The sequence below is a fragment of the Streptomyces sp. NPDC048590 genome (assembly GCF_043199535.1).
Taxonomy (GTDB): Bacteria; Actinomycetota; Actinomycetes; order Streptomycetales; family Streptomycetaceae; genus Streptomyces.
This window is the reverse complement of record NZ_JBICWC010000005.1, coordinates 493,680-512,627: the sequence shown is the minus strand read 5'-3', so window position 1 is coordinate 512,627 and position 18,948 is coordinate 493,680. Positions and strand designations below refer to the sequence as shown.

Here is an 18,948-nt window from a genome sequence, read left to right as displayed (position 1 = left end):
GCGGGGCGTCAGTGCAGTCCGGCGAGCCGGAGAAGCAGTGACTTCACTTCGGTGGCCTGGACCCGGCCGTCGAAGGCGTCGGGGGCGGAACAGAGGATGAGCGGGCCCTCGTCCTCGCTCGTCGGGAGGCGGCCGTGGCTGCCGCGGATGGGCGAGGGGTCGAGTGGGACGACCGCCATGCGGTAGCGCATCCCCAGCTTCTTGCGGGCGACCGCCGACGCGGCCTTGACCCGCACATAGGGGTCCTGGGGGTCCATGAAGAGCTCCACCGGGTCGTAGCCCGGTTTGCGGTGGATCTCGACGAGCTGCGCGAAGTCGGGCGCCCGGTCGTCGTCGAGCCAGTAGTAGTACGTGAACCAGGCGTCCTTCTCCGCCACCGCAACCAGTTCGCCGGAACGCGGGTGGTCCAGGTGATGGGCCTTCTTGCCCTCGTCGTCGAGGAGCTCCGCGATGCCGGGCAGGTCCGCGAGGGCCTCCCGGGTCACTTCGAGGTCCTCCGGCCGGCGTACGTAGACGTGGGCGAGCTGGTGGTCGGCGACGGCGAAGGCACGCGAGGCCATCGGGTCGAGGTACTCCATGCCGTCCTGGGTGTGGACCTCGAGCAGGCCGGCGCGCCGAAGGGCGCGGTTGATGTCGACCGGCCGGTCGACGCGGGTGATGCCGTACTCGGAGAGGGCGACGACGGTGCGTCCCTGCGAGCGTGCGTCGTCCAGCAGCGGCGCCATCGCGCGGTCCAGGTCGGCGGCGGCCCGATGGGACCGTGGGTCGTCGGGGCCGAAGCGCTGGAGATCGTAGTCGAGGTGCGGCAGGTAGCAAAGGGCGAGGTCGGGGGCGCGGGTGGCCATGATGTGGCGGGTGGCGTCGATGATCCACTGCGAGGAGACGAGGTCGGCGCCGGGGCCCCAGAAGTGGAAGAGGGGAAAGGTACCGAGTTTCCCGGTGAGCTCGTCGTGCAGGGCCGGGGGGCGCGTGTAGCAGTCGGGTTCCTTGCGGCCGTCGGCGTAGTAGACGGGGCGTGGGGTGACCGTCCAGTCGGTGTCGGCTCCCATCGCGTACCACCAGCAGATGTTGGCGACGGTGTAGCCGGGGTGGGCGCGCCGGGCGGCGTCCCAGAGTTTGTCGCCCTCGACGAGGCCGTTGTGCTGGCGCCACAGGAGTACGTCCCCGAGTTCGCGGAAGTACCAGCCGTTGGCGACGATCCCGTGTTCCGAGGGGGCCGTACCGGTCAGGAAGGTGGACTGGGCGGCGCAGGTGACCGCGGGGAGGACGGTGCTCAGGGGCGCCTTCGAGCCTGCCATGGCACGAAGGCGGGGCATGTGAGTGAGCAGTTGGGGGGTGAGGCCGACGACGTCCAGGACGAGGAGCGGGGTGGGGCGCGGGGCGGGGTCGGTGTCGGGGTCGGTCAAGGGAGCTCCTTCAGTCCGAGGTCGACGAGGAGGTCGCGGGCGAGGGTGAGTTCGGCGGCGATGCCGTCGGCGAGCTGGGTTCGGGTGCGTGGCCGGAGCTCGGGAGGAAGCGCCTGCCAGGTGTAGGTCTCGACCTCGAGGTGCCGGGTGAGGGGCACGGGGCCGCCCACGAGCCGGGCCAGTACCCGCTGGAGCACGGGCAGCGTGGAGGTGAGCGGTGGTGCGGGCGGCGCGTGGAGCGGTACGTGGAAGTGGGAGCGCCAGGGTGTGCTGTCCGGGAGCGACCCGCCGGACACCGCCTCACCGAGGTCGTCGGTCCCGCGGAGGCCCGAGGCCGTGAGGGTGCGCGTCTGGTGCAGGAAGCGGGGTTCGGCGAACGCGCCCAGCGCTGCGCGCACCTCAGGCAGGTGGGGGTGTTCCGCGTGCAGGGCGGCGGAGAGCTGGGACTTGGCGACGGGCACGCGGGCGGCGGCCAGGGCGTCGAGCGCGGTGTCCGGGTCCTCGAAGGAGGTTGCGAGGTGGCAGGTGTCGACGCAGATCCCGATCCGGTCGTGGGCGATCGCGGTGAGGGAGGCGATGGCGTCCGCAGTGGTCTCCACGGTGCAGCCCGGTTCGGGTTCCAGTCCGATCCTGATGGATTTGCCGGTGAGTTCGTGCAGGGCGTCGAGCCGCTGTGCGAGGGCGGTGAGGGCGTTCCGCGCGGTGGCGGCGGCTGTGGGGTCCCCGTCGTAGGGGGTGCGCCAGGCGATCGGCAGGGTGGAGATCGTGCCGCCGGTGACGTCGTCGGGGAGCAGCGCGGCGAGGAGTCTGGCCAGGTCGGTGGTGTGGGCCAGTCGCTCGGGCGCGGTCCAGTCCGGTGTGTACACCCGGTACTTGACCTCCTGGTCGCCGAAGCCTTCGTAGGGGAAGCCGTTGAGGGTGACGACCTCGAGGCCGCGGCCCTCCAGTTCGGCGCGCAGTGCCCGTTGTGCGGCGGGGTCGTCGGTCAGTGCCCTGGCGGCCTTCCTGGCGAGCCAGAGTCCGATGCCGAGGCGGTCCCGGCCGAGTCGCCGGCGTACGGGCTCGCAGTGGTCCCGCAGCTGGGCGCGTACTCCTTCGAGGGTCTCCGCGGGGTGGACGTTGGTGCAGTAGGCGAGGTGGACGGTGGAGCCGTCGGGGTGACGGAAGCGCATGTCATTCCCCGCCGCGGAGGATGGAATTGCCCTCGTGGAGCTGGCCGTTGGAGGCGGCGTCGAGCTGGAGGCGGCCGCTCTGCCCGTAGAAGGCGACGGGATTGCGCCAGAGCACCTTGTCCACGTCGTCCTCGTCGAACCCGGCCTTCAGCATGGCGTCGGCGACGGCCCGGGTCTTCAGCGGGTCGCTCCTGCCCCAGTCCGCGGCCGAGTTGACGAGGATCCGGTCGGTTCCGTGGTCGCGCAGGATGGTGACCATGCGGTCCTCGTCCATCTTGGTGTCCGGATAGATGGAGAATCCCGCCCAGCAGCCGCTGTCGAGTGCCGTCCGCACGGTCGTCTCGTTGAGGTGGTCCAGCAGGACCAGTTCCGGGGCGAGGGCGGATTCGCGGACCACGTCGATGGTGCGTCGCAGGCCGGCGAGCTTGTCACGGTGCGGGGTGTGGACGAGCGCGGGGAGCTGGTGCTCGGCGGCGAGTTGGAGCTGGGCGGCCAGCGCGAGGTCCTCGGCCGGGGTCATCGAGTCGTAGCCGATCTCACCGACGGCGACCACGGAGTCCTTGACGAGGTAGCGGGGCAGGGCGTCCAGGACGGCAGCGCAGCGGGGGTCGTTCGCCTCCTTGGGGTTGAGGGCGATGGTGCAGTGGTGGGCGATGCCGTACTGGGAGGCGCGGAAGGGCTCCCAGCCCAGCAGCGCGTCGAAGTAGTCGTAGAAGCTGTCGGGCGACGTGCGGGGCTGGCCGAGCCAGAAGGAGGGTTCGACCAGGGCCCGGACCCCGGCCTCGTACATCGCCCGGTAGTCGTCCGTGGTGCGGGAGGTCATGTGGATGTGGGGGTCGAAGATACGCATCAGGAGTCCTCCGTGGGGGCGGAAGCCGGGGCCGTGAGGGCGAGTACGGTCGGCAGGCCGGCGGGTACGTCACGTCCCGCCGCGGTGCGCTCTGCCGCGAAGTCACGCAGCATGCGGGCGAGTTCGACGTCACCTCCGGCGCGCTCGGCCAGGCGGTCGAGGGCTTCCACGGGCACCTCGGTGAAGAGGCATTTGAGGACGGCGTGCCGCCAGCCGTGCGCGTCGAGGTGTGCGGACCCGTAGGGCCCGACCGCCGCGGCCACCAGCCTGGTGTCGTTGGTGCGAAGGGCGTCCTCGACGAGCGGCAGTGCGGAGGCGCCGAGTTCGAGCCGGTGCAGGGCGAGCAGTACGGCACGGCGCTCGGCGGCGGTCCCCTGTCCGTAGAGCCGGGTCACTGCGGGCAGCCCGGCCGCGGCCTCGATGAGCAGCAGGACCCTCACGGAGTCGGCGTTCTCGGGCCCGCAGTGGCGTCCGGCCGAGGCGAAGCGCAGTTCCCAGGGCGGGTTCCCGGTGTTCGCCTCGGGGTGGGCGGCGGCGTGTGCCGCCTCGGCGAGCGCTTCGTCGAGCCAGGCTCTCGCGGAGCCCCGGAGCCGGTCGTCGAGCTCCTTGCGGTCGGTCAGCACGGTGCGGCTCCGTTCACCGCGCCGGAGGCCCTTCGCAGGAAGTCGATGGAGCTGCGGGCGAGTTCGGGGCCGGCGTGGGAGTGGCGGGGCAGTTCGACGACGGTGAGGCCGGTGTAGCCGGTGGCGTCGAGCGCTTCGAGCACCGGTGGGAAGTCGATCTCGCCGTCGCCGAAGGGCAGGTGTTCGTGGACCCCGCGGCGCATGTCCTCGATCTGGACGTGGCGCAGCCAGGGGCCGGCCTCCTTCACGCAGTCGGAGGGAGACGCCGGTTCCAGGCACCGGCAGTGGCCGATGTCGAGGGTGAGTCCGAGGGGTTCCGGGTCTCCGAGGAGGGTGCGCAGGTGGTGGAAGTCGGCGAGGGCGGCGAGTAGGTGTCCCGGTTCCGGTTCGATGGCGAGGGGGATGCCCGCACGGTGGCAGGCGTCCAGGACCGGGGCGAGCGCGTCCGTCAGCCGGTTCCATGCGGTGTCCGGGGTGGTACCGGGCGGGAGGATGCCGCTGAAGCAGTGCACGGCGTGGGCGCCGAGTTCGGCGGCCACCTCGACGGCTGTCAGGAGGAGGCCGACGCGGGCAGCGCGGCCGTCCGGGTCGGGGTCCAGGAGCGAGGGGCCGTGCTTGCGCCGTGGGTCGAGGACGTAACGTGCGCCGGTCTCGACGGTGACCCCCAGTCCGAGGGCGGTGAGCCTGCGGGCCAGTCGGCGGGTGCGGGCGGGCAGGTCGTCGGCGAGCGGGTCGAGATGCATGTGGTCGAGGGTCAGGCCGACCCCGTCGTATCCGAGGTCGGCGAGGAGACCGAGGGCGTCGTCGATCCTGAGGTCGGTCAGACCGTTGGTGCCGTATCCGAGGCGGAGGGTCATGTGGGGCTCACCTTCCGTGCGAGGGCGCGGGCCAGTGGGACGAGTCCGGAGACGGCGAGTGCGCTCAGCGGCGTCCCGGATCTGCCGGCGAGTGCCGCCTGCAGCGGGATCATGGCCCGGATTCCGGCTCCGACGGCGCGTTGGGTGAGGGGTGGGGAGGGGTTGAGCGCGGCGTGGAGGAGGGGTACGCCCGTGGTGCGGAGATAGCTCCCGGTGAGGGCGGACAGCAGCAGCCGGGACGCCGCGCTCGGGCGGTGTCCGTCCGTCTCCTGCGACGGCCCGCGGCGCAGCACGGCGGCGCTCAGCGCGGTGACACCGGCCAGGGCCGCGAGGGGTGCGGTGGTGGAGCCCCCCTGCGCCTCGTGCCGGGAGACGGCGGTGACGGCGTAGGTGTGCGCGCCGAGGACGAGGGCGGCGGGCAGTGCGGTCGCGCCGGTGGTCACCGGGGCGTCGTGCCCTCGTGCCTCCGCTGGTGCCGGACCGGTGGCCGTGGCACCGAGCAGTACGTCGAGGGCGCGTGCGGAGGCCATGGCCGCCGGACCCAGTCCGGTGTGCTTGAGGCGCAGGTCGTAGGCCCAGACGGTGGCCGCCAGTGCTGAGGCGACGGCGAGGGCGGGGCGGCCGGCCCTCGCGGCGAGGGCCAGTCCGGCGGCGGTCAGCACGCCCGCGGCGGCCAGGGCCGCGCCCGGTGCGACGCGGCCCGAGGGGATGGGGCGGTGGGGGCGGTCGACGGCGTCCTCCTCCCGGTCGGCCCAGTCGTTGAGGGCCATGCCCGCCTCGTAGAGGCACAGGGAGGCGCCGACCGCGAGCAGGGTGCCGCGGCCGGGTCCACGCCCCGCGGCCGCGGCACCGGCGAGCGCGTCGCCCGGCACGGTGAAGAGGGCGGAGACCCTGAGCAGTTCCGCCCAGGCGCGGACTCGTCCGAGGGGCCTGTCCGGTGCGGGCGCAGTCCCGCCCGCACCGGACAGACCGGCTGAGGGGGCCGGGGCATGGGCCGTCAGGGCCCCGGCCGGCCGTGGGCCCGCGAACATCCGCCGGACAGACACCAGAGGCCTCACCGGGCGGCCCGCAGGCGTTCGGCGAAGGCGAGCAGTTCCGCGTACTGCTCGGAAAGTGCGGCGGGCCCGCCGTCCGGGTCCTTGAAGTAGAAGCCGAGTTCGGGGCGCGGGCCGGTGAGTCCGGCCTCGTGGGAGCGGGCCAGAAGCCTGGCCAGGTCGAGGACCAGGGGGGCTGCGAGGGCCGAGTCACATCCCTGCCAGATGGTCTGGAGGATCATCCGTGAGCCGAGGAACCCGTCGAAGGCGATGTGGTCCCATGCGGTCTTCCAGTCCCCCATCGCCGGTACGTCGTCGATGTGGACCTCGCCCTCAGGGGCTGCCCCGAGGGTGTCGGCGAGTACCCGCTCCTTGCCCGCGTTCTTCGCGGCCGCGGCGGCCGGGTCGGCGAGGGCCGCTCCGTCGCCTCCGCCCAGCAGGTTGGTGCCGGACCAGGCCCTGACCGGCAGCGCCCGCTGGACGAACATCGGTGCGAGTACGGAGCGGAGCAGTGTCTGGCCCGTCTTGCCGTCGCGTCCGGCGTACGGCAGCGCGCAGGATTCGACGTCTTCCCTGAGGCTGGGGCTGCGTAGGCCTGTGGACGGGGTGAAGTTGGCGTAGGCGCAGCCGGCGCGCAGCGCGGCGGCCGCGTAGAGGGAGCTCGCAGGGAGCCGTGAGTCGCTCTCCCCGGGCGCAGGTTCGGTCGAGGCGACGTTGATGACGACGGTGCGCGCGAGTCGGTGACGGTGGGTGAAGTCCTCGATGTCCGCGGCGAAGGCGGTGATGAGCTCCTCGTCCGTGCGGGTGTCACCGGGAAGCGGTCCGCCCGGTCGTATCTCCTCGTCCACGGCGGCGAGTTCGGCCTGCACGGCCGATGGCAGTCCGTGCGGAAGCACTCCCGCTGCCGCGAGTGCCTCGGCCCGCTTCGGCAGGGGGCAGTCGACGGTGTCGTGGCCGCCGAGGACGAGGGAGGTCAGCGGTGGCAGTCCGGCGCCGCTGAAGGGTGGAGTCTCGGTGACCATGCCGGTCGGTGGGTGGAGCCCGGCCGCGATGGCCGCGCACCCCGCGGTGGCGGTGGTGGCCACGGAGCCGCGTGCTCCGATGAACCAGATTCCGGTACGGACGGCAAGTGCGGTCACGGGCTGCCTCCCTGGGGGGATGAAGAGGAGTGGTGGGCGGTGGGCGGGGAGTGCGCTTCCCCGCCCACCGCCGGCGCAGGAGATGGCCGCCCTACGTCGAGGGCAGTTCCTTCAGCTGGATGTCACGGAAGGACACCTGGTCGTCGGCTCCGTGGTTCTGGAGGCCGATGTATCCGTTCCTGAGGCTGCGGGCCGGGTCCTTGTTGGTGAAGTCGTTGATCTTCACCCCGTTGAGGAAGACCTGGAGCCGCTCCCCCTGGACCTTGATCTCGTAGCTGTTCCACTGGCCGGGCGGCCGCAGGACACGGTCGCGGGCCTTGAGGTCGGCGGACTTGAAGGTGTAGACGGCCCCGGTGGTGCGGTCCGCCGCGTCGGTGGCGTCGATCTGTACCTCGTAGCCGTTGTTCACCGCCGACCACGGGTCGTCCGACTCGGGGAAGCCGACGAAGACACCGGAGTTGTCGTCGCCCGCCAGCTTCCAGTCGAGCTTGAGGGAGTAGGAGTTGAGCTCCTTGGCCTGGTAGGTCAGGAGTCCCATGCCGCCCTCGGAGCGCAGTTCGCCGTCGGTGACGGTGAACTTGCCCGGGCCGGCCTGCTTCCAGCCCTCCAGCGTCTTGCCGTTGAAGATGGACCGGTAGCCAGTGTCCGGCTTGCAGTCGGCGCTGACCTGGCCTGCCGCGTAGCGCAGTCCGCCCAGGAGGTGCTGGCGGAAGGCGGGTTCGGCGTAGGACTCCTTGGTGTGTCCGAGTCCGGTGTAGAAGGAGCGTCCGCCCTGGTAGGCCTGGCACCAGGAGATCGGGTGGTCGCCCTTCATCGTGCCGCCGGTGTAGGTGGTCTCGTCGAGGGTGGCGAGTACCTGGGCCTTGTCCCGGGGGTTGGTGCGGTAGTTGTACCACTCGTCGGTGCGGTCCCAGGCCTCGTCCAGGTGGGCGGTGGCCGGGTGGTCGTGGTTCTCCACGCGGACGGTCGCGGGCTGGATCTGCGGGTGGGAGTCGAAGTAGGCGCCGACCAGGCCGCCGTAGAACTCCCAGTCGTACTCGGTGTCGGCGGCCGCGTGGACGCCCATGTAGCCGCCACCGGTGGCGACGAAGTTCTCGAACGCCTTCTGCTGGTCGGCGTCGAGAATGTCACCGGTCGTCGAGAGGAAGACGACCGCGTCGTACCGCGCCAGGTTGCTGGTGGTGAACTGGGCCGCCTCCTCGGTGGAGTCGACGGTGATGTTGGTGTCCTTGCCCAGCTCCTTCAGCGCGGTGATGCCCTCCGGGATGGAGTCGTGGCGGAAGCCGCCGGTCTTGGAGAAGACCAGCACCCGCTTCGCGGTCCGGTCGACGGGGCTGTTCGAGAGTTCGAAGTCGTCCACGTCGTACAGCGCTCCCGCTCCGCCCTTGAAGACGAGGAAGAGTTGCGTGGCCTTCTTCGGCGCGCCGCGCAGCGGCACGTCCACGTCCTGGAAGGAGTCCCAGCTGCCGGTCACCGGGACGGGCGCCGAGCCGAGGATCTTGCCGGTGGGTGAGCCGGCCCGGACCTCGAGGAAGCCTCCTGCCCCCGCGGACGACGTGCGGGCGGTGAGCTTGGTGGAGCCGTCGAGGATGTACGGGGTGAAGGAGATCCAGTCGCCGTTGTCGATGTCCCCGACGGTCCTGCCGCCGTGGGCGCTCGTCTTGCTCGGTGTGGAGATGCCGGAGGAGTCGTCGAAGTGCTCTGCCTGGCGGTGCCTGGGCTGGAGCTTGGCCGCGTCACGGCCGGTCAGCGCGGCCTGTCCGCCGCCTCCGCCGTCCGTGTAGGACGCCGAGATGCCGCCGTAGATGTTGGCGTTCGGGTCGTGGCCGCCCTCCATGGCCGTCTTGATGGTGCCTTCGCAGCCGTGCTCGGTGGTGATGTCGTGGCCGTGGCTGTCGTGGCCGAGGGTGAACTTGACCTCGACCTTGGAGCAGTCGATGGTGCCGTCCTCGGGATCGGTGACGGTCACCTTGAAGGGCACCTCGTCACCGAACTCGAACGGACGCCCGTCCGAGGGGGCCTGCATCACGACGGTGGGCGCGGTGTTGCCGACGGTGATGTGCACGCTCGCGGATCCGGTGCGGCCCGTCGGGTCCTCGGCGGTGACGGTGGCGGTGTAGGTGCCGTTCTTCTTGTACGTGTACGTCGGGTTCGCGGCCGTGGACGTGCCGCCGTCACCGAAGTCCCAGGCGTACGTCAGGGTGTCGCCGTCCCCGTCGGTGGTGCCGGCGGAGGAGAACTTCACCTTCAGCGGTGTGGTCCCGGACGTCTTGTCGGAGGACGCCTCGACGATGGGTGAGCGTCCGCCGGTGGCGTTCTCGATGCGGTACAGGGCGGAGTGCTCGTCGCCACCGAACCAGGAGAGCCCGTAGTCCAGGACGTACAGTGCGCCGTCCGGTCCGAAGGCCATGTCCATCACCTGGGTCCCGGTCCACGGGATGTCGTTGATGGACTGGACGGCGCCCTCACCGTCCTGCTCGATGCGCTTGATCCACTGCCGGCCGAACTCCCCGGCGAAGAAGTCGCCGTCGTACTCCTCGGGGAACTTGACCGGCGAGTCCAGGTCCGCGTCGTAGTGGTAGACGGGCCCGCCCATGGGGGACTCGGAGCCGGTGCCGAACTCGGGTACGGACGCACCGTCGTACGGGATCCACGCGGCCTGCGCGGGCGGCAGGTCGACGAGGCCGGTGTTGTGGCGCGAGTCGTTCTTCGGTGCGGCGCAGTCGAAGCGCGCCCCGGAGGTGCCGGTCGCGAAGTCGTAGTCGTTGAAGGCGTCGTTGTCGCCCGTGCAGAACGGCCAGCCGAAGTTGCCCGGCTTCGTCACCCGGGCGAACTCGACCTGTCCGGCGGGTCCGCGGTTCGGGTCCGCCGCGCCCGCGTCGGGACCGTAGTCACCGACGTAGAGGATGCCGGTGGCCCGGTCCACGCTGAAGCGGAAGGGGTTGCGGAAGCCCATGGCGTAGATCTCGGGGCGCGTCTTGTCGGTGCCCGGCGCGAAGAGGTTGCCGTCGGGCACGGTGTACGAGCCGTCGTCGGCGACCTTGATGCGCAGGATCTTGCCGCGGAGGTCGTTGGTGTTGCCGGAGGTGCGGCGGGCGTCGAACGCGGGGTTGCGGTCGGCGCGGTCGTCCAGCGGGGAGAAGCCGTCGGAGGCGAAGGGGTTGGAGTCGTCGCCGGTCGACAGGTACAGGTTGCCCTGGGCGTCGAAGTCGATGTCGCCGCCCACGTGGCAGCACATGCCGCGGGTGGTCGGGATGTCGAGGACCTTCTTCTCGCTCGACATGTCGAGGGTGCCGTCCTCGGCGAGGACGAAGCGGGAGAGCCGGTTCACGCCGTCGAACTTCGCGAAGTCGGCCGCGGTGCCGTTCTCGGGGGCGTCGCCGGCCGGGGTGTCGAGTGGGGGCGCGTAGTAGAGGTAGACGGCCCGGTTCTTCTCGAAGTCCGGGTCGACGCCTACGCCTTGGAGGCCTTCCTCGTCGTGCGAGTAGACGGGGATGGTCCCGGCGATCCGGGTGTTGCCCGCGCTGTCGGTGATCCGCAGCTCGCCGCTGCGCGAGGTGTGCAGCACGCTGCGGTCGGGAAGCACCGCCAGCGAGATGGGTTCGCCGGTCTCGGCGGCTCCCTTGGCGAGGGTGACCTGCTGGAAGTCCTCGGCCGCGTCCTGCGCCGCGGAGGCACGTGTGGCGTCGGCGGTGGCGGCGGGTGAGGAACCCAGGGTGAGGGTGGCGGCGGCGAGCAGTCCGCCGGTGAGGAGAGCGAGTGTCTTTTTGGCGCGGAGCCGTCTGCTGTCCTTGTGCACGTGCGTCCTCCGGGGGTGCCGGTTGTTCGGGCGGGTGCGGTCTGCCGTTCCGCGCGGGGACTGCCGCGCTCGTCACCGGGGCTTGCGGGCCCCGGGTGACGCGAGTCATGTCGTGTACACGGAAGGGACCGTAGCCGGGTTCGTCCGGCTCGGAAAGCCCTTGCGCAGGGATCTGATGGAACTTTTCCCTGTGGCAGGACAAAGGCGCTCAAGGGCATGCCGAATCGCCCCGGGGCGGCCTGCGTGCGGGCGCCTGCGAGGCTCGCCCAAGGGCTCCGGAGCCCCCTTGCTGCGGCTCTCCGGGGGCCGGATGTGTGCGCGGCGACGGGGTCGGTCGCGGGTGCCCCGGCCAGGGTCTGTGCCGGGGGGTGCCCCGTCCGGGGACCCGGCAGGGTCAGGGAGTCCTGCCGGGTCCGGACGGGGGTGTGCAGTGAACGGAAGGGGTCAGCGGTCCGCGATCAGTCACCGCCCCCGAAGGCGGCGTCGAAGGACGCGCTCGGCGGGTCGAAGTCGAACCGCTTGAGCGAGGCCAGCGCCTCCGGTGCGCCCGCCAGCCGGTCCATCCCCGCGTCCTCCCACTCGACGGAGACCGGCCCCTCGTAGCCGATGGACCGCAGCATGCGGAAGACGTCCTCCCACGGCACGTCACCGTGGCCGGCCGAGACGAAGTCCCAGCCTCGCCGGGGGTCGCCCCACGGCAGGTGCGAACCGAGGCGGCCGTTGCGGCCGTCGAGACGCTTGCGTGCCTCCTTGCAGTCCACGTGGTAGATCCGGTCCCTGAAGTCGTACAGGAAGCCGACCGGATCGAGGTCCTGCCACACGAAGTGGCTCGGGTCGAAGTTCAGCCCGAAGGCGGGCCTGTGCCCCACCGCCTCCAGGGCGCGGTGCGTCGTCCAGTAGTCGTACGCGATCTCGCTCGGGTGCACCTCGTGGGCGAACCGCACCCCCTCGGCGTCGAAGACGTCCAGGATCGGGTTCCAGCGCTCCGCGAAGTCCTCGTACCCGCGCTCGATCATGTGCGGTGGGACCGGGGGGAACATGGCGACAAGGTGCCAGATGGACGAGCCGGTGAACCCGATGACCGTGTCCACCCCGAAGGCGGCCGCCGCGCGGGCGGTGTTCGCGATCTCCTCGGCGGCCCGTCGGCGCACCCCTTCGGGCTCCCCGTCCCCCCAGATCCGGGCGGGCAGGATTCCCTGGTGGCGTTCGTCGATCGGGCTGTCACAGACGGCCTGGCCGACCAGGTGGTTGGAGACCGCCCAGCACTTGAGACCGTACTTGTCGAGCAGTTGGCGGCGGCCGTCGAGGTATCCGGGGTCGGCCAGCGCCTTGTCGACCTCGAAGTGGTCGCCCCAGCAGGCGAGTTCGAGGCCGTCGTAGCCGAAGTCCCGCGCGAGCCGGCAGACCTCCTCCAACGGAAGGTCGGCCCACTGGCCGGTGAAGAGGGTGAAGGGTCGGGGCATTTGCGCGGACCTCCTAGAAGGCGACCGGGGTGTGGACGGAGTTCTTCGCGGCACTCTCCTCGACGGCGGCGAGCACCCGCTGCACCTGGAGCCCGTCGGCGAACGACGGTACGGGGGCCAGCCCTTCGGCGATCGTGCGCACCACGTCACGCGCCTGATGGACGAAGGTGTGCTCGTACCCCAGGCCGTGCCCGGGCGGCCACCAGGCCTCCAGGTAGGGGTGCTGGGGTTCGGTCACGAGGATCCGGCGGAAACCGGCGCTCGTGGAGGGCTCGGTGTGGTCGTGGAAGGAGAGCTCGTTGAGCCGTTCCAGGTCGAAGGCGACCGATCCCAGCTCGCCGTTGATCTCCAGACGCAGGGCGTTCTTGCGGCCTGCCGCCATCCGGGTCGCCTCGAAGGAGGCGAGCGCTCCCGAGGCGAGCCGCCCGGTGAACACCGCCGCGTCGTCGACGGTGACCGCCCCCCGTGCGGTACCGTCCGCGGCGCCGGACAGACCGGCGCCCGGACCGGCGAGTACCGGCCGCTCCCGTACGAACGTCTCGCTCATCGCCGAGACCCCGACCAGGGGCTCCCCGGCAAGGTACTGGGCGAGGTCGACGATGTGCGCCCCCAGGTCCCCCAGGGCGCCGGAGCCGGCCCGGTCCTTGTCCAGCCGCCAGGTCAGGGGCGACTGCGGGTCGACGAGCCAGTCCTGGAGGTAGGTCGCTCGGACATGGCGCAGGGTGCCCAGCCGACCCTCCTCGATCATCGTGCGGGCGTAGGTGAGGGCGGGCACCTTGCGGTAGTTGAAGCCCACGATCGCCACCTGGCCTCGGGCCGCGGCGCGTTCGGCGGCCTCGGCCATGGCCTCGGCCTCGGCCACCGTGTTGGCGAGCGGCTTCTCGCACAGCACGTGCTTGCCCGCCTCCAAAGCCGCGATGGCGATCTCCGCATGACTGTCGCCTGGCGTGCAGATGTCCACCAGCTGCACGTCGTCCCGGGCGATCAGGGCACGCCAGTCGGTCTCGGCCGCCGCCCACCCGTGCCTGGCTGCGGCGGCCTCGACCGCCGTACGGTCGCGTCCGCAGATCGCCGCGAGGACGGGTCTCACCGGCAGGTCGAAGACGTGTCCCGCGGTGCGCCACCCCTGGGAGTGGGCGGCGCCCATGAACGCGTATCCGACCATGCCGACACCGAGGGTCGGCGGTGGCGCCCCGGTCTCCTGCTCCGACTCTTCCCTACGGACCATGCGGACTTCCTCCTCGTCGGTGGTTCGGTGGCGGCGGTGGTGTGGGATCAGCTGAAGCCGGTCGGCAGGTACTGGTCGATGTTCTCCTTGGTGACCACGGCCGAGTACAGCGTCAGAGAGGTCGGGATCTCCATCTCGGCGAGGCCGGCGACCCCCTTGTTCTGCCCGAGGGCGCGGGCCAGGTCGATGGCGGAGGCGGCCATCGTGGGCGGGTAGAGCACGGTTGCCTTCAGTACCCCGTCGTCCGCCTTGATGGCGTCCATCGCGGACTTGGCTCCGGCGCCGCCGACCATGATGAACTCGTCACGCCCAGCCTGCTGGATGGCGCGCAGCGCGCCCACGCCCTGGTCGTCGTCGTGGTTCCACAGCGCGTCGAACTGCTTCTGCGCCTGGAGCAGCTGGGCCATCTTCGCCTGGCCCGACTCCACGGTGAAGTCGGCTGCCTGACGGGCCACCAGTTTGACGTTGGAGTAGTTCTTGAGGGCGTCGGCGAAGCCCTGGCTGCGCTGCTTGGTCAGTTCCAGGTTGTCGATGCCGGCGAGTTCGACGACCTTGGCGTTCGGCTTGTCCTTGAGCTGCTCGCCGATCCAGTGGCCGGCGTTGAGGCCCATCCCGTAGTTGTCCCCGCCGACCCAGCAGCGGTAGGCCTGGGGCGAGGCGAAGATCCGGTCCAGGTTGACGACCGGGATGCCTGCCTTCATGGCTTCCAGGCCGACCTGGGTGAGTGCCTTGCCGTCGGCGGGCAGGATCACCAGGACGTCGACCTTCTTGTTGATGAGGGTCTTGACCTGGCCGATCTGGGCCGCGGTGTCGTTGGACCCTTCGGTGATCTCCAGGGTGACCTCGGAGTACTTCTCCGCCCTGGACTTCGCGTTGACGTTGATGGCGTTGAGCCAACCGTGGTCGGCCTGGGGTCCGGCGAAGCCGATGGTGACCGGTGAGCCGGGCTGGTCGTCGGCGGCGGGCTGGTCGCTCGATGCGACCGCCTTCTCCTTGGGTTCGTTGCTGGTGCAGGCAGTGAGGAAGGCTCCCGCGGAGACGGCCGCGGTGCCGAAGAGCAGTCCTCTGCGGCTGGTTTCTGGCATGGCTGTCTGACCCTTCATCCGGTGCGTGTGTACGGAACAGCGGGTGGGTGTTCGTGTGGGAGTTGCGGCAGGGGCTCAGGTCTCCCCGCCCCGCAGCGTGCGACGCTGGACGAGGACGGCGGCGACGATGATGGCGCCCTTGGCGATCTGCTGTACGTCGCTCTGCAGATTGTTGAGGGCGAAGATGTTGGTGATCGTGGTGAAGACCAGCACGCCGAGGACCGAGCCGACGATGGTGCCCCGGCCGCCGCTCAGCAGGGTCCCTCCGATGATCGCGGCGGCGATCGCGTCGAGCTCGTACAGGTTGCCGTTGGTGTTCTGGCCCGATCCGGAGAGGATGACGAGCATGAACGCGGCGATTCCGCAGCACAGTCCGGAGAGCAGGTAGAGGTAGAGCCGCTGGCGGCGTACGTCGATGCCGGCGAGCCTGGCCGCCTCCGCGTTGCCTCCGACGGCGACGGTACGGCGTCCGAAGGTCGTCCTGTTGAGGATCAGCCAGCCGGCCACGGTCACCGCGGCGAAGACCAGGACGAGCGGCGGGATGCCCAGGACGTAACTGTCGGGCAGCCCGAGGTCCAGGACGGACTGGACGGTGACGATCTGCGTCTTGCCGTCGGTGATCTGCAGGGCCAGGCCGCGCGCCGAGGCGAGCATCGCCAGGGTCGCGATGAACGGCACCATCTGGCCGTACGCGATCAGCACCCCGTTGACGAGGCCCGCGACGAGCCCGACGACGACCGCTGTGAAGAGGATGCCCGCGAATCCGTACTCCTGGGTGGCGAGCGTCGTCGCCCACACGGAGGCCAGCGCGACCATCGCACCCACGGAGAGATCGATCCCCCCGCTGATGATCACGAAGGTGACGCCGACGGTGACGACCCCGATGACGGAGGACTGGGTCAGGATCAGCTGGAGATTCCCCGTGTCGAGGAAGGCGTCCGGTTCGGTGAGGCCGCCGACCGCCACCAGCACGGCGAGGACGCCGAGCAGCGACAGGTTGCGTACGTCGGCGCGAAGACCGAGCGCTCGCAGGCCGCCGTCGCGCTTCGGGGGCGAGGTGGCAACGGGGCCGGAGGCGGTTCCCTTCTCCGGCCCGTGGTGCTGCGCCGACGGTGCGGGCTGTGTCATGACGTCGGGCTCCCTTCCATGACGAGGTCGAGGACACGGTGCTCGTCGAGCTCACGGGCATCGGCCGTGTGGACGACACGGCCTTCCCGGAGCACCAGCACCCGGTCGGCGAGGCCCAGCACTTCGGGCACTTCGCTGGAGACGAGCAGAACGGCGAGGCCTTCGTCGGCCAGCCTGCGGATCACGGCGTAGAGCTCGGCGCGGGCGCCGACGTCGACACCGCGGGTGGGTTCGTCGAGCAGCAGGACCCGGCACCCCCGCAACAGCCAGCGGGCCAGGACGGCCTTCTGCTGGTTGCCGCCGGAGAGGGTGCGGACGGCGGCGTCCGGGTTGTCGGGCCGCAGGGAGAGCTCACGCGTCGCGGTCCGCGCCGCCGTGCGCTCGGCTCCCCGGTCGAGCCAGCCCGCGCGGGCGAATCGGGACAGCGAGGAGACGGAGACGTTACGGGTGACGGACTCCGTCAGCAGCAGCGCCTGCGCCTTGCGTTCCTCGGGTGCCAGGCCGATGCCGGCCGCGACGGCGGCGCGGACGCTGCCGGGCCGCAGCGGTGCTCCGTCGACGAGGACTCGGCCCGCGGTCGGCTTGCGGGCACCGTAGACGGTCTCCAGGACCTCGGAGCGTCCGGAACCGACGAGCCCGGCGAGTCCGACGATCTCACCCGGCCGCAGTTCCAGGTCGACAGCCTCGAACTCGCCCTCGCGGCACAGCCCTTCGAGCCTCAGAACCGGTTCGGCGGCCGGCCGGGCACCCGGTGCGGGACGCTCCGGGAAGACGTACTCGACGTTACGGCCGGTCATCATGGCAACGATGTCGCGCGTGGGGGTGGACTTGGCGGGGAGCCCGACCGCGACGGCCCTGCCGTCCTTGAGCACGGTCACCCGGTCCCCGATGCGGCGGATCTCCTCGAGCCGGTGCGAGATGTAGACGACCGCCACCCCGTCGGCCGTGAGGCCGTCGACGATACGGAAGAGGTTGTCGACCTCGTCGGGGTCGAGCGCGGCGGACGGCTCGTCCATCACGATGAGCCGTACGTCGTGCGACAGGGCCCGCGCCATGGAGACGATCTGCTGATGTGCGGCGGAGAGGTCGCCCACGAGTCGGGCCGGGTCGATCTCGGGGTGCCCCAGGCGCTTCAGGAGCGCCGCGGCGGACGCGCGGGCCTGACGGGCCCTCACCACGAAACCGGCGGTGGTGGGTTCGTGCCCGAGGAAGACGTTCTCGGCCACCGACAGCCCTTCCACCAGGTCGAGTTCCTGGTAGATGGTGGCGATGCCCAGCCGCATCGCGGCGATCGGTGAGGACAGCCGGACGGGCTCTCCGCCCCAGGTGATGGCGCCGCCGTCAGGCTGGTGGGCCCCGGCGAGCACCTTGATGAGGGTGGACTTTCCGGCGCCGTTCTGGCCGAGGAGGCAGTGGACCTCGCCCGCCTGCACCTCCAGGTCCACGCCGTCCAGTGCGCGTACACCGGGGAAGGACTTGGTGATGCCGGACATCGTGAGCAGGGGTGGTTCTGGTGCCATGACGGATCCCCTCGGCGAACGAGGACTCCCCTCGCCCCGGGCGGAGACCGGAGCGCGAACAGGAGGCCGGTGAGCGGGCAGGGCGCAGTGCCGGCGGTGCCGTACTGCTGACGGAACGGCTGGTGAGGTGCGGCGGTGCTCGTTCTGGTGCTGCTGTGGTGCTCGTTGCGGCGGTGCTCGTGCTGGCGCTGTGATGCTCGTTGCGGCGGTACGGCGTGCGGTCGTGCGAGCGGCTCGGGCGGCTGTCCGCCGGACGGATCGCGGAGCACGACCCGGTCGGCGGATCCGGCCGGACGTCAGGCGGGCGAGAACAGGTGGTCGCTGATGAGCCTGGCCGCGCCGGTGACGCCGGCGACCGGCCCCAGTTCACCCAGGACGATGGGAAGGTTGCCCGTGGCCAGCGGCAGTGACTTGCGGTAGACCTGGGTGCGGACGCTGGCCAGCAGGTTGTGACCGAGCCCGGTCACCCCGCCGCCGATCACGACCAGGCCCGGGTTGAAGAAGCTGACGAGTCCCGCGATGACCTGGCCGACCCGGTTGCCTCCCTCGCGGATGAGGTCCAGCGCGGTGGGGTCACCGGCCGCCGCGGCGGCGGCGACGTCGATGGCGGAGAGCCTGCCCGCCGCGTCCAGCCGGGAGGCCAGCTCGGCGGAGAGACCGGAACGCGCCGCCTCCTCGGCGTCACGGGCCAGGGCCGCGCCGCTGAAGTGTGCTTCGAGGCAACCCTGGTTGCCGCAGGCGCAGGCACGCCCGTCGGGTTCCACCTGGATGTGGCCGATGTCGCCCGCGCTGCCGGTCGTGCCTCGGTACACCTCGCCGCCCACCACGATGCCGCAGCCGATGCCCGTGCCGATCTTGACGCAGAGGAAGTCGCCCACGGAGCGTGCGACCCCGGCGTGCTGCTCCCCCAGCGCCATCAGGTTCACGTCGTTGTCGACCATGACGGGGCAGCCCAGTTCCTGGCTGAGCGCCTCGCGGACCGGGAAGCCGTCCCAGCCGGGCATGATCGGCGGTGCGACCGGCACCCCCTCGGGGAAGCGGACGGGTCCCGGTACACCGATGCCCGCGCCGTCGAACCCTTCGGCCAGCCCGGAGGCCCGCAGTTTCGCCGCCATCTCAAGTACGAGTTCGAAGACGGCGACGGGTCCTTCCCGCACGTCCATCGGCTGGTTGAGATGTCCCAGCACCTCCAACTCGGCGTTGGTGACAGCCACGTCGACGGAGGTGGCGCCGATGTCGACCCCGAGGAACCGGAGTCCGGGTGCGAGCCGGATGTTGTGGGAACGGCGTCCGCCGCGGGACGCGGCGAGTCCGTCCGCCACCACGAGTCCGGTCTCCAGGAGCCGGTCGACCTCGACCGCGAGCTTGGAGCGCGAGAGGTCGATCTGGTCACCCAGCTGGGCACGCGAGTTGGGCCCTCCGTCACGCAACAGCCGCAGCAGTCGCGCCTGGTGCGTGTTCGCGGGTCGTGCCGTCATGCGTCTCACGCGTCCCTCCCCCGCCACATCGGTCGGTCCGTCTGGCTTTCGAGGGGAACGTAGCAGCGGTTTACCCGACTGGGAAGAAGTTGAGCATGAATCCGCTCCAACTTTCTCCACACTCAGGACAAAGGTGGGTCGGAAGCCCGGCCCGGGCTCCCGACGG

14 protein-coding genes are annotated in these 18,948 nt (G+C 71.0%); all 14 read right to left on the bottom strand.

Annotated elements, in window-relative coordinates:
• Positions 1–8: 8 nt before the first annotated feature.
• Positions 9–1,406: an alkaline phosphatase family protein gene (locus ACGFNN_RS18160; RefSeq protein WP_393556953.1), complete on the bottom strand. Its 1,398-nt coding sequence runs from the start codon at positions 1,404–1,406 to the stop codon at positions 9–11.
• Complete coding sequence (eboE, locus tag ACGFNN_RS18155; protein WP_393556951.1) at positions 1,403–2,578, bottom strand: metabolite traffic protein EboE; 1,176 nt, start codon at positions 2,576–2,578, stop codon at positions 1,403–1,405. The genes ACGFNN_RS18160 and eboE overlap by 4 nt, the downstream gene beginning before the upstream one ends.
• Before the next feature lies 1 nt (position 2,579).
• Entirely contained in the window at positions 2,580–3,428 is an 849-nt protein-coding gene (locus ACGFNN_RS18150; RefSeq protein WP_393556949.1) for a TatD family hydrolase, read from the bottom strand.
• Positions 3,428–4,051, bottom strand: coding sequence for an EboA domain-containing protein (locus tag ACGFNN_RS18145; RefSeq protein ID WP_393556947.1), 624 nt, complete (start codon positions 4,049–4,051; stop codon positions 3,428–3,430). Before ACGFNN_RS18145 ends, ACGFNN_RS18150 begins: the two co-directional genes overlap by 1 nt.
• Positions 4,045–4,908 carry a sugar phosphate isomerase/epimerase family protein gene (locus ACGFNN_RS18140; RefSeq protein ID WP_393556945.1) on the bottom strand — a complete coding sequence of 288 codons (864 nt, stop codon included), beginning with the start codon at positions 4,906–4,908 and terminating at the stop codon, positions 4,045–4,047. Before ACGFNN_RS18140 ends, ACGFNN_RS18145 begins: the two co-directional genes overlap by 7 nt.
• Positions 4,905–5,939, bottom strand: a complete 1,035-nt coding sequence (locus tag ACGFNN_RS18135; RefSeq protein WP_393557094.1) for an SCO3242 family prenyltransferase — start codon at positions 5,937–5,939, stop codon at positions 4,905–4,907. Before ACGFNN_RS18135 ends, ACGFNN_RS18140 begins: the two co-directional genes overlap by 4 nt.
• Positions 5,940–5,962: 23 nt before the next feature.
• Positions 5,963–7,081 (bottom strand): inositol-3-phosphate synthase, encoded by a 1,119-nt coding sequence (locus ACGFNN_RS18130; RefSeq protein WP_393556943.1) that lies wholly within the window; start codon positions 7,079–7,081, stop codon positions 5,963–5,965.
• Between the two features lie 91 nt (positions 7,082–7,172).
• Entirely contained in the window at positions 7,173–10,880 is a 3,708-nt protein-coding gene (locus tag ACGFNN_RS18125; RefSeq protein WP_393556942.1) for a ThuA domain-containing protein, read from the bottom strand.
• Positions 10,881–11,338: 458 nt separating this feature from the next.
• Entirely contained in the window at positions 11,339–12,343 is a 1,005-nt protein-coding gene (locus ACGFNN_RS18120) for a sugar phosphate isomerase/epimerase family protein (protein ID WP_393556940.1), read from the bottom strand.
• A 13-nt stretch (positions 12,344–12,356) separates the two neighbouring features.
• Positions 12,357–13,571 (bottom strand): Gfo/Idh/MocA family protein, encoded by a 1,215-nt coding sequence (locus ACGFNN_RS18115; RefSeq protein ID WP_393556938.1) that lies wholly within the window; start codon positions 13,569–13,571, stop codon positions 12,357–12,359.
• A gap of 47 nt (positions 13,572–13,618) precedes the next feature.
• A complete protein-coding gene (locus ACGFNN_RS18110; protein WP_393556936.1) occupies positions 13,619–14,656 on the bottom strand; it encodes a substrate-binding domain-containing protein in 1,038 nt (345 codons plus the stop codon).
• 75 nt (positions 14,657–14,731) lie between these two features.
• Positions 14,732–15,784: an ABC transporter permease gene (locus ACGFNN_RS18105; protein WP_393556934.1), complete on the bottom strand. Its 1,053-nt coding sequence runs from the start codon at positions 15,782–15,784 to the stop codon at positions 14,732–14,734.
• Complete coding sequence (locus tag ACGFNN_RS18100) at positions 15,781–17,304, bottom strand: sugar ABC transporter ATP-binding protein (protein WP_393556932.1); 1,524 nt, start codon at positions 17,302–17,304, stop codon at positions 15,781–15,783. Before ACGFNN_RS18100 ends, ACGFNN_RS18105 begins: the two co-directional genes overlap by 4 nt.
• A gap of 296 nt (positions 17,305–17,600) precedes the next feature.
• Complete coding sequence (locus tag ACGFNN_RS18095) at positions 17,601–18,782, bottom strand: ROK family transcriptional regulator (protein ID WP_362544489.1); 1,182 nt, start codon at positions 18,780–18,782, stop codon at positions 17,601–17,603.
• Positions 18,783–18,948 lie beyond the last annotated feature (166 nt).

Excerpts from the sequence above, each read along its gene's own strand:
- ACGFNN_RS18095 (WP_362544489.1), bottom strand. The coding sequence starts at position 18,782 with ATGACGGCACGACCCGCGAACACGCACCAGGCGCGACTGCTGCGGCTG.
- ACGFNN_RS18100 (WP_393556932.1), bottom strand. The coding sequence starts at position 17,304 with ATGGCACCAGAACCACCCCTGCTCACGATGTCCGGCATCACCAAGTCC.
- ACGFNN_RS18140 (WP_393556945.1), bottom strand. The coding sequence starts at position 4,908 with ATGACCCTCCGCCTCGGATACGGCACCAACGGTCTGACCGACCTCAGG.
- ACGFNN_RS18120 (WP_393556940.1), bottom strand. The coding sequence starts at position 12,343 with ATGCCCCGACCCTTCACCCTCTTCACCGGCCAGTGGGCCGACCTTCCG.
- ACGFNN_RS18115 (WP_393556938.1), bottom strand. The coding sequence starts at position 13,571 with ATGGTCCGTAGGGAAGAGTCGGAGCAGGAGACCGGGGCGCCACCGCCG.
- ACGFNN_RS18135 (WP_393557094.1), bottom strand. The coding sequence starts at position 5,939 with ATGTTCGCGGGCCCACGGCCGGCCGGGGCCCTGACGGCCCATGCCCCG.
- eboE (WP_393556951.1), bottom strand. The coding sequence starts at position 2,578 with ATGCGCTTCCGTCACCCCGACGGCTCCACCGTCCACCTCGCCTACTGC.
- ACGFNN_RS18150 (WP_393556949.1), bottom strand. The coding sequence starts at position 3,428 with ATGCGTATCTTCGACCCCCACATCCACATGACCTCCCGCACCACGGAC.
- ACGFNN_RS18110 (WP_393556936.1), bottom strand. The coding sequence starts at position 14,656 with ATGCCAGAAACCAGCCGCAGAGGACTGCTCTTCGGCACCGCGGCCGTC.
- ACGFNN_RS18105 (WP_393556934.1), bottom strand. The coding sequence starts at position 15,784 with ATGACACAGCCCGCACCGTCGGCGCAGCACCACGGGCCGGAGAAGGGA.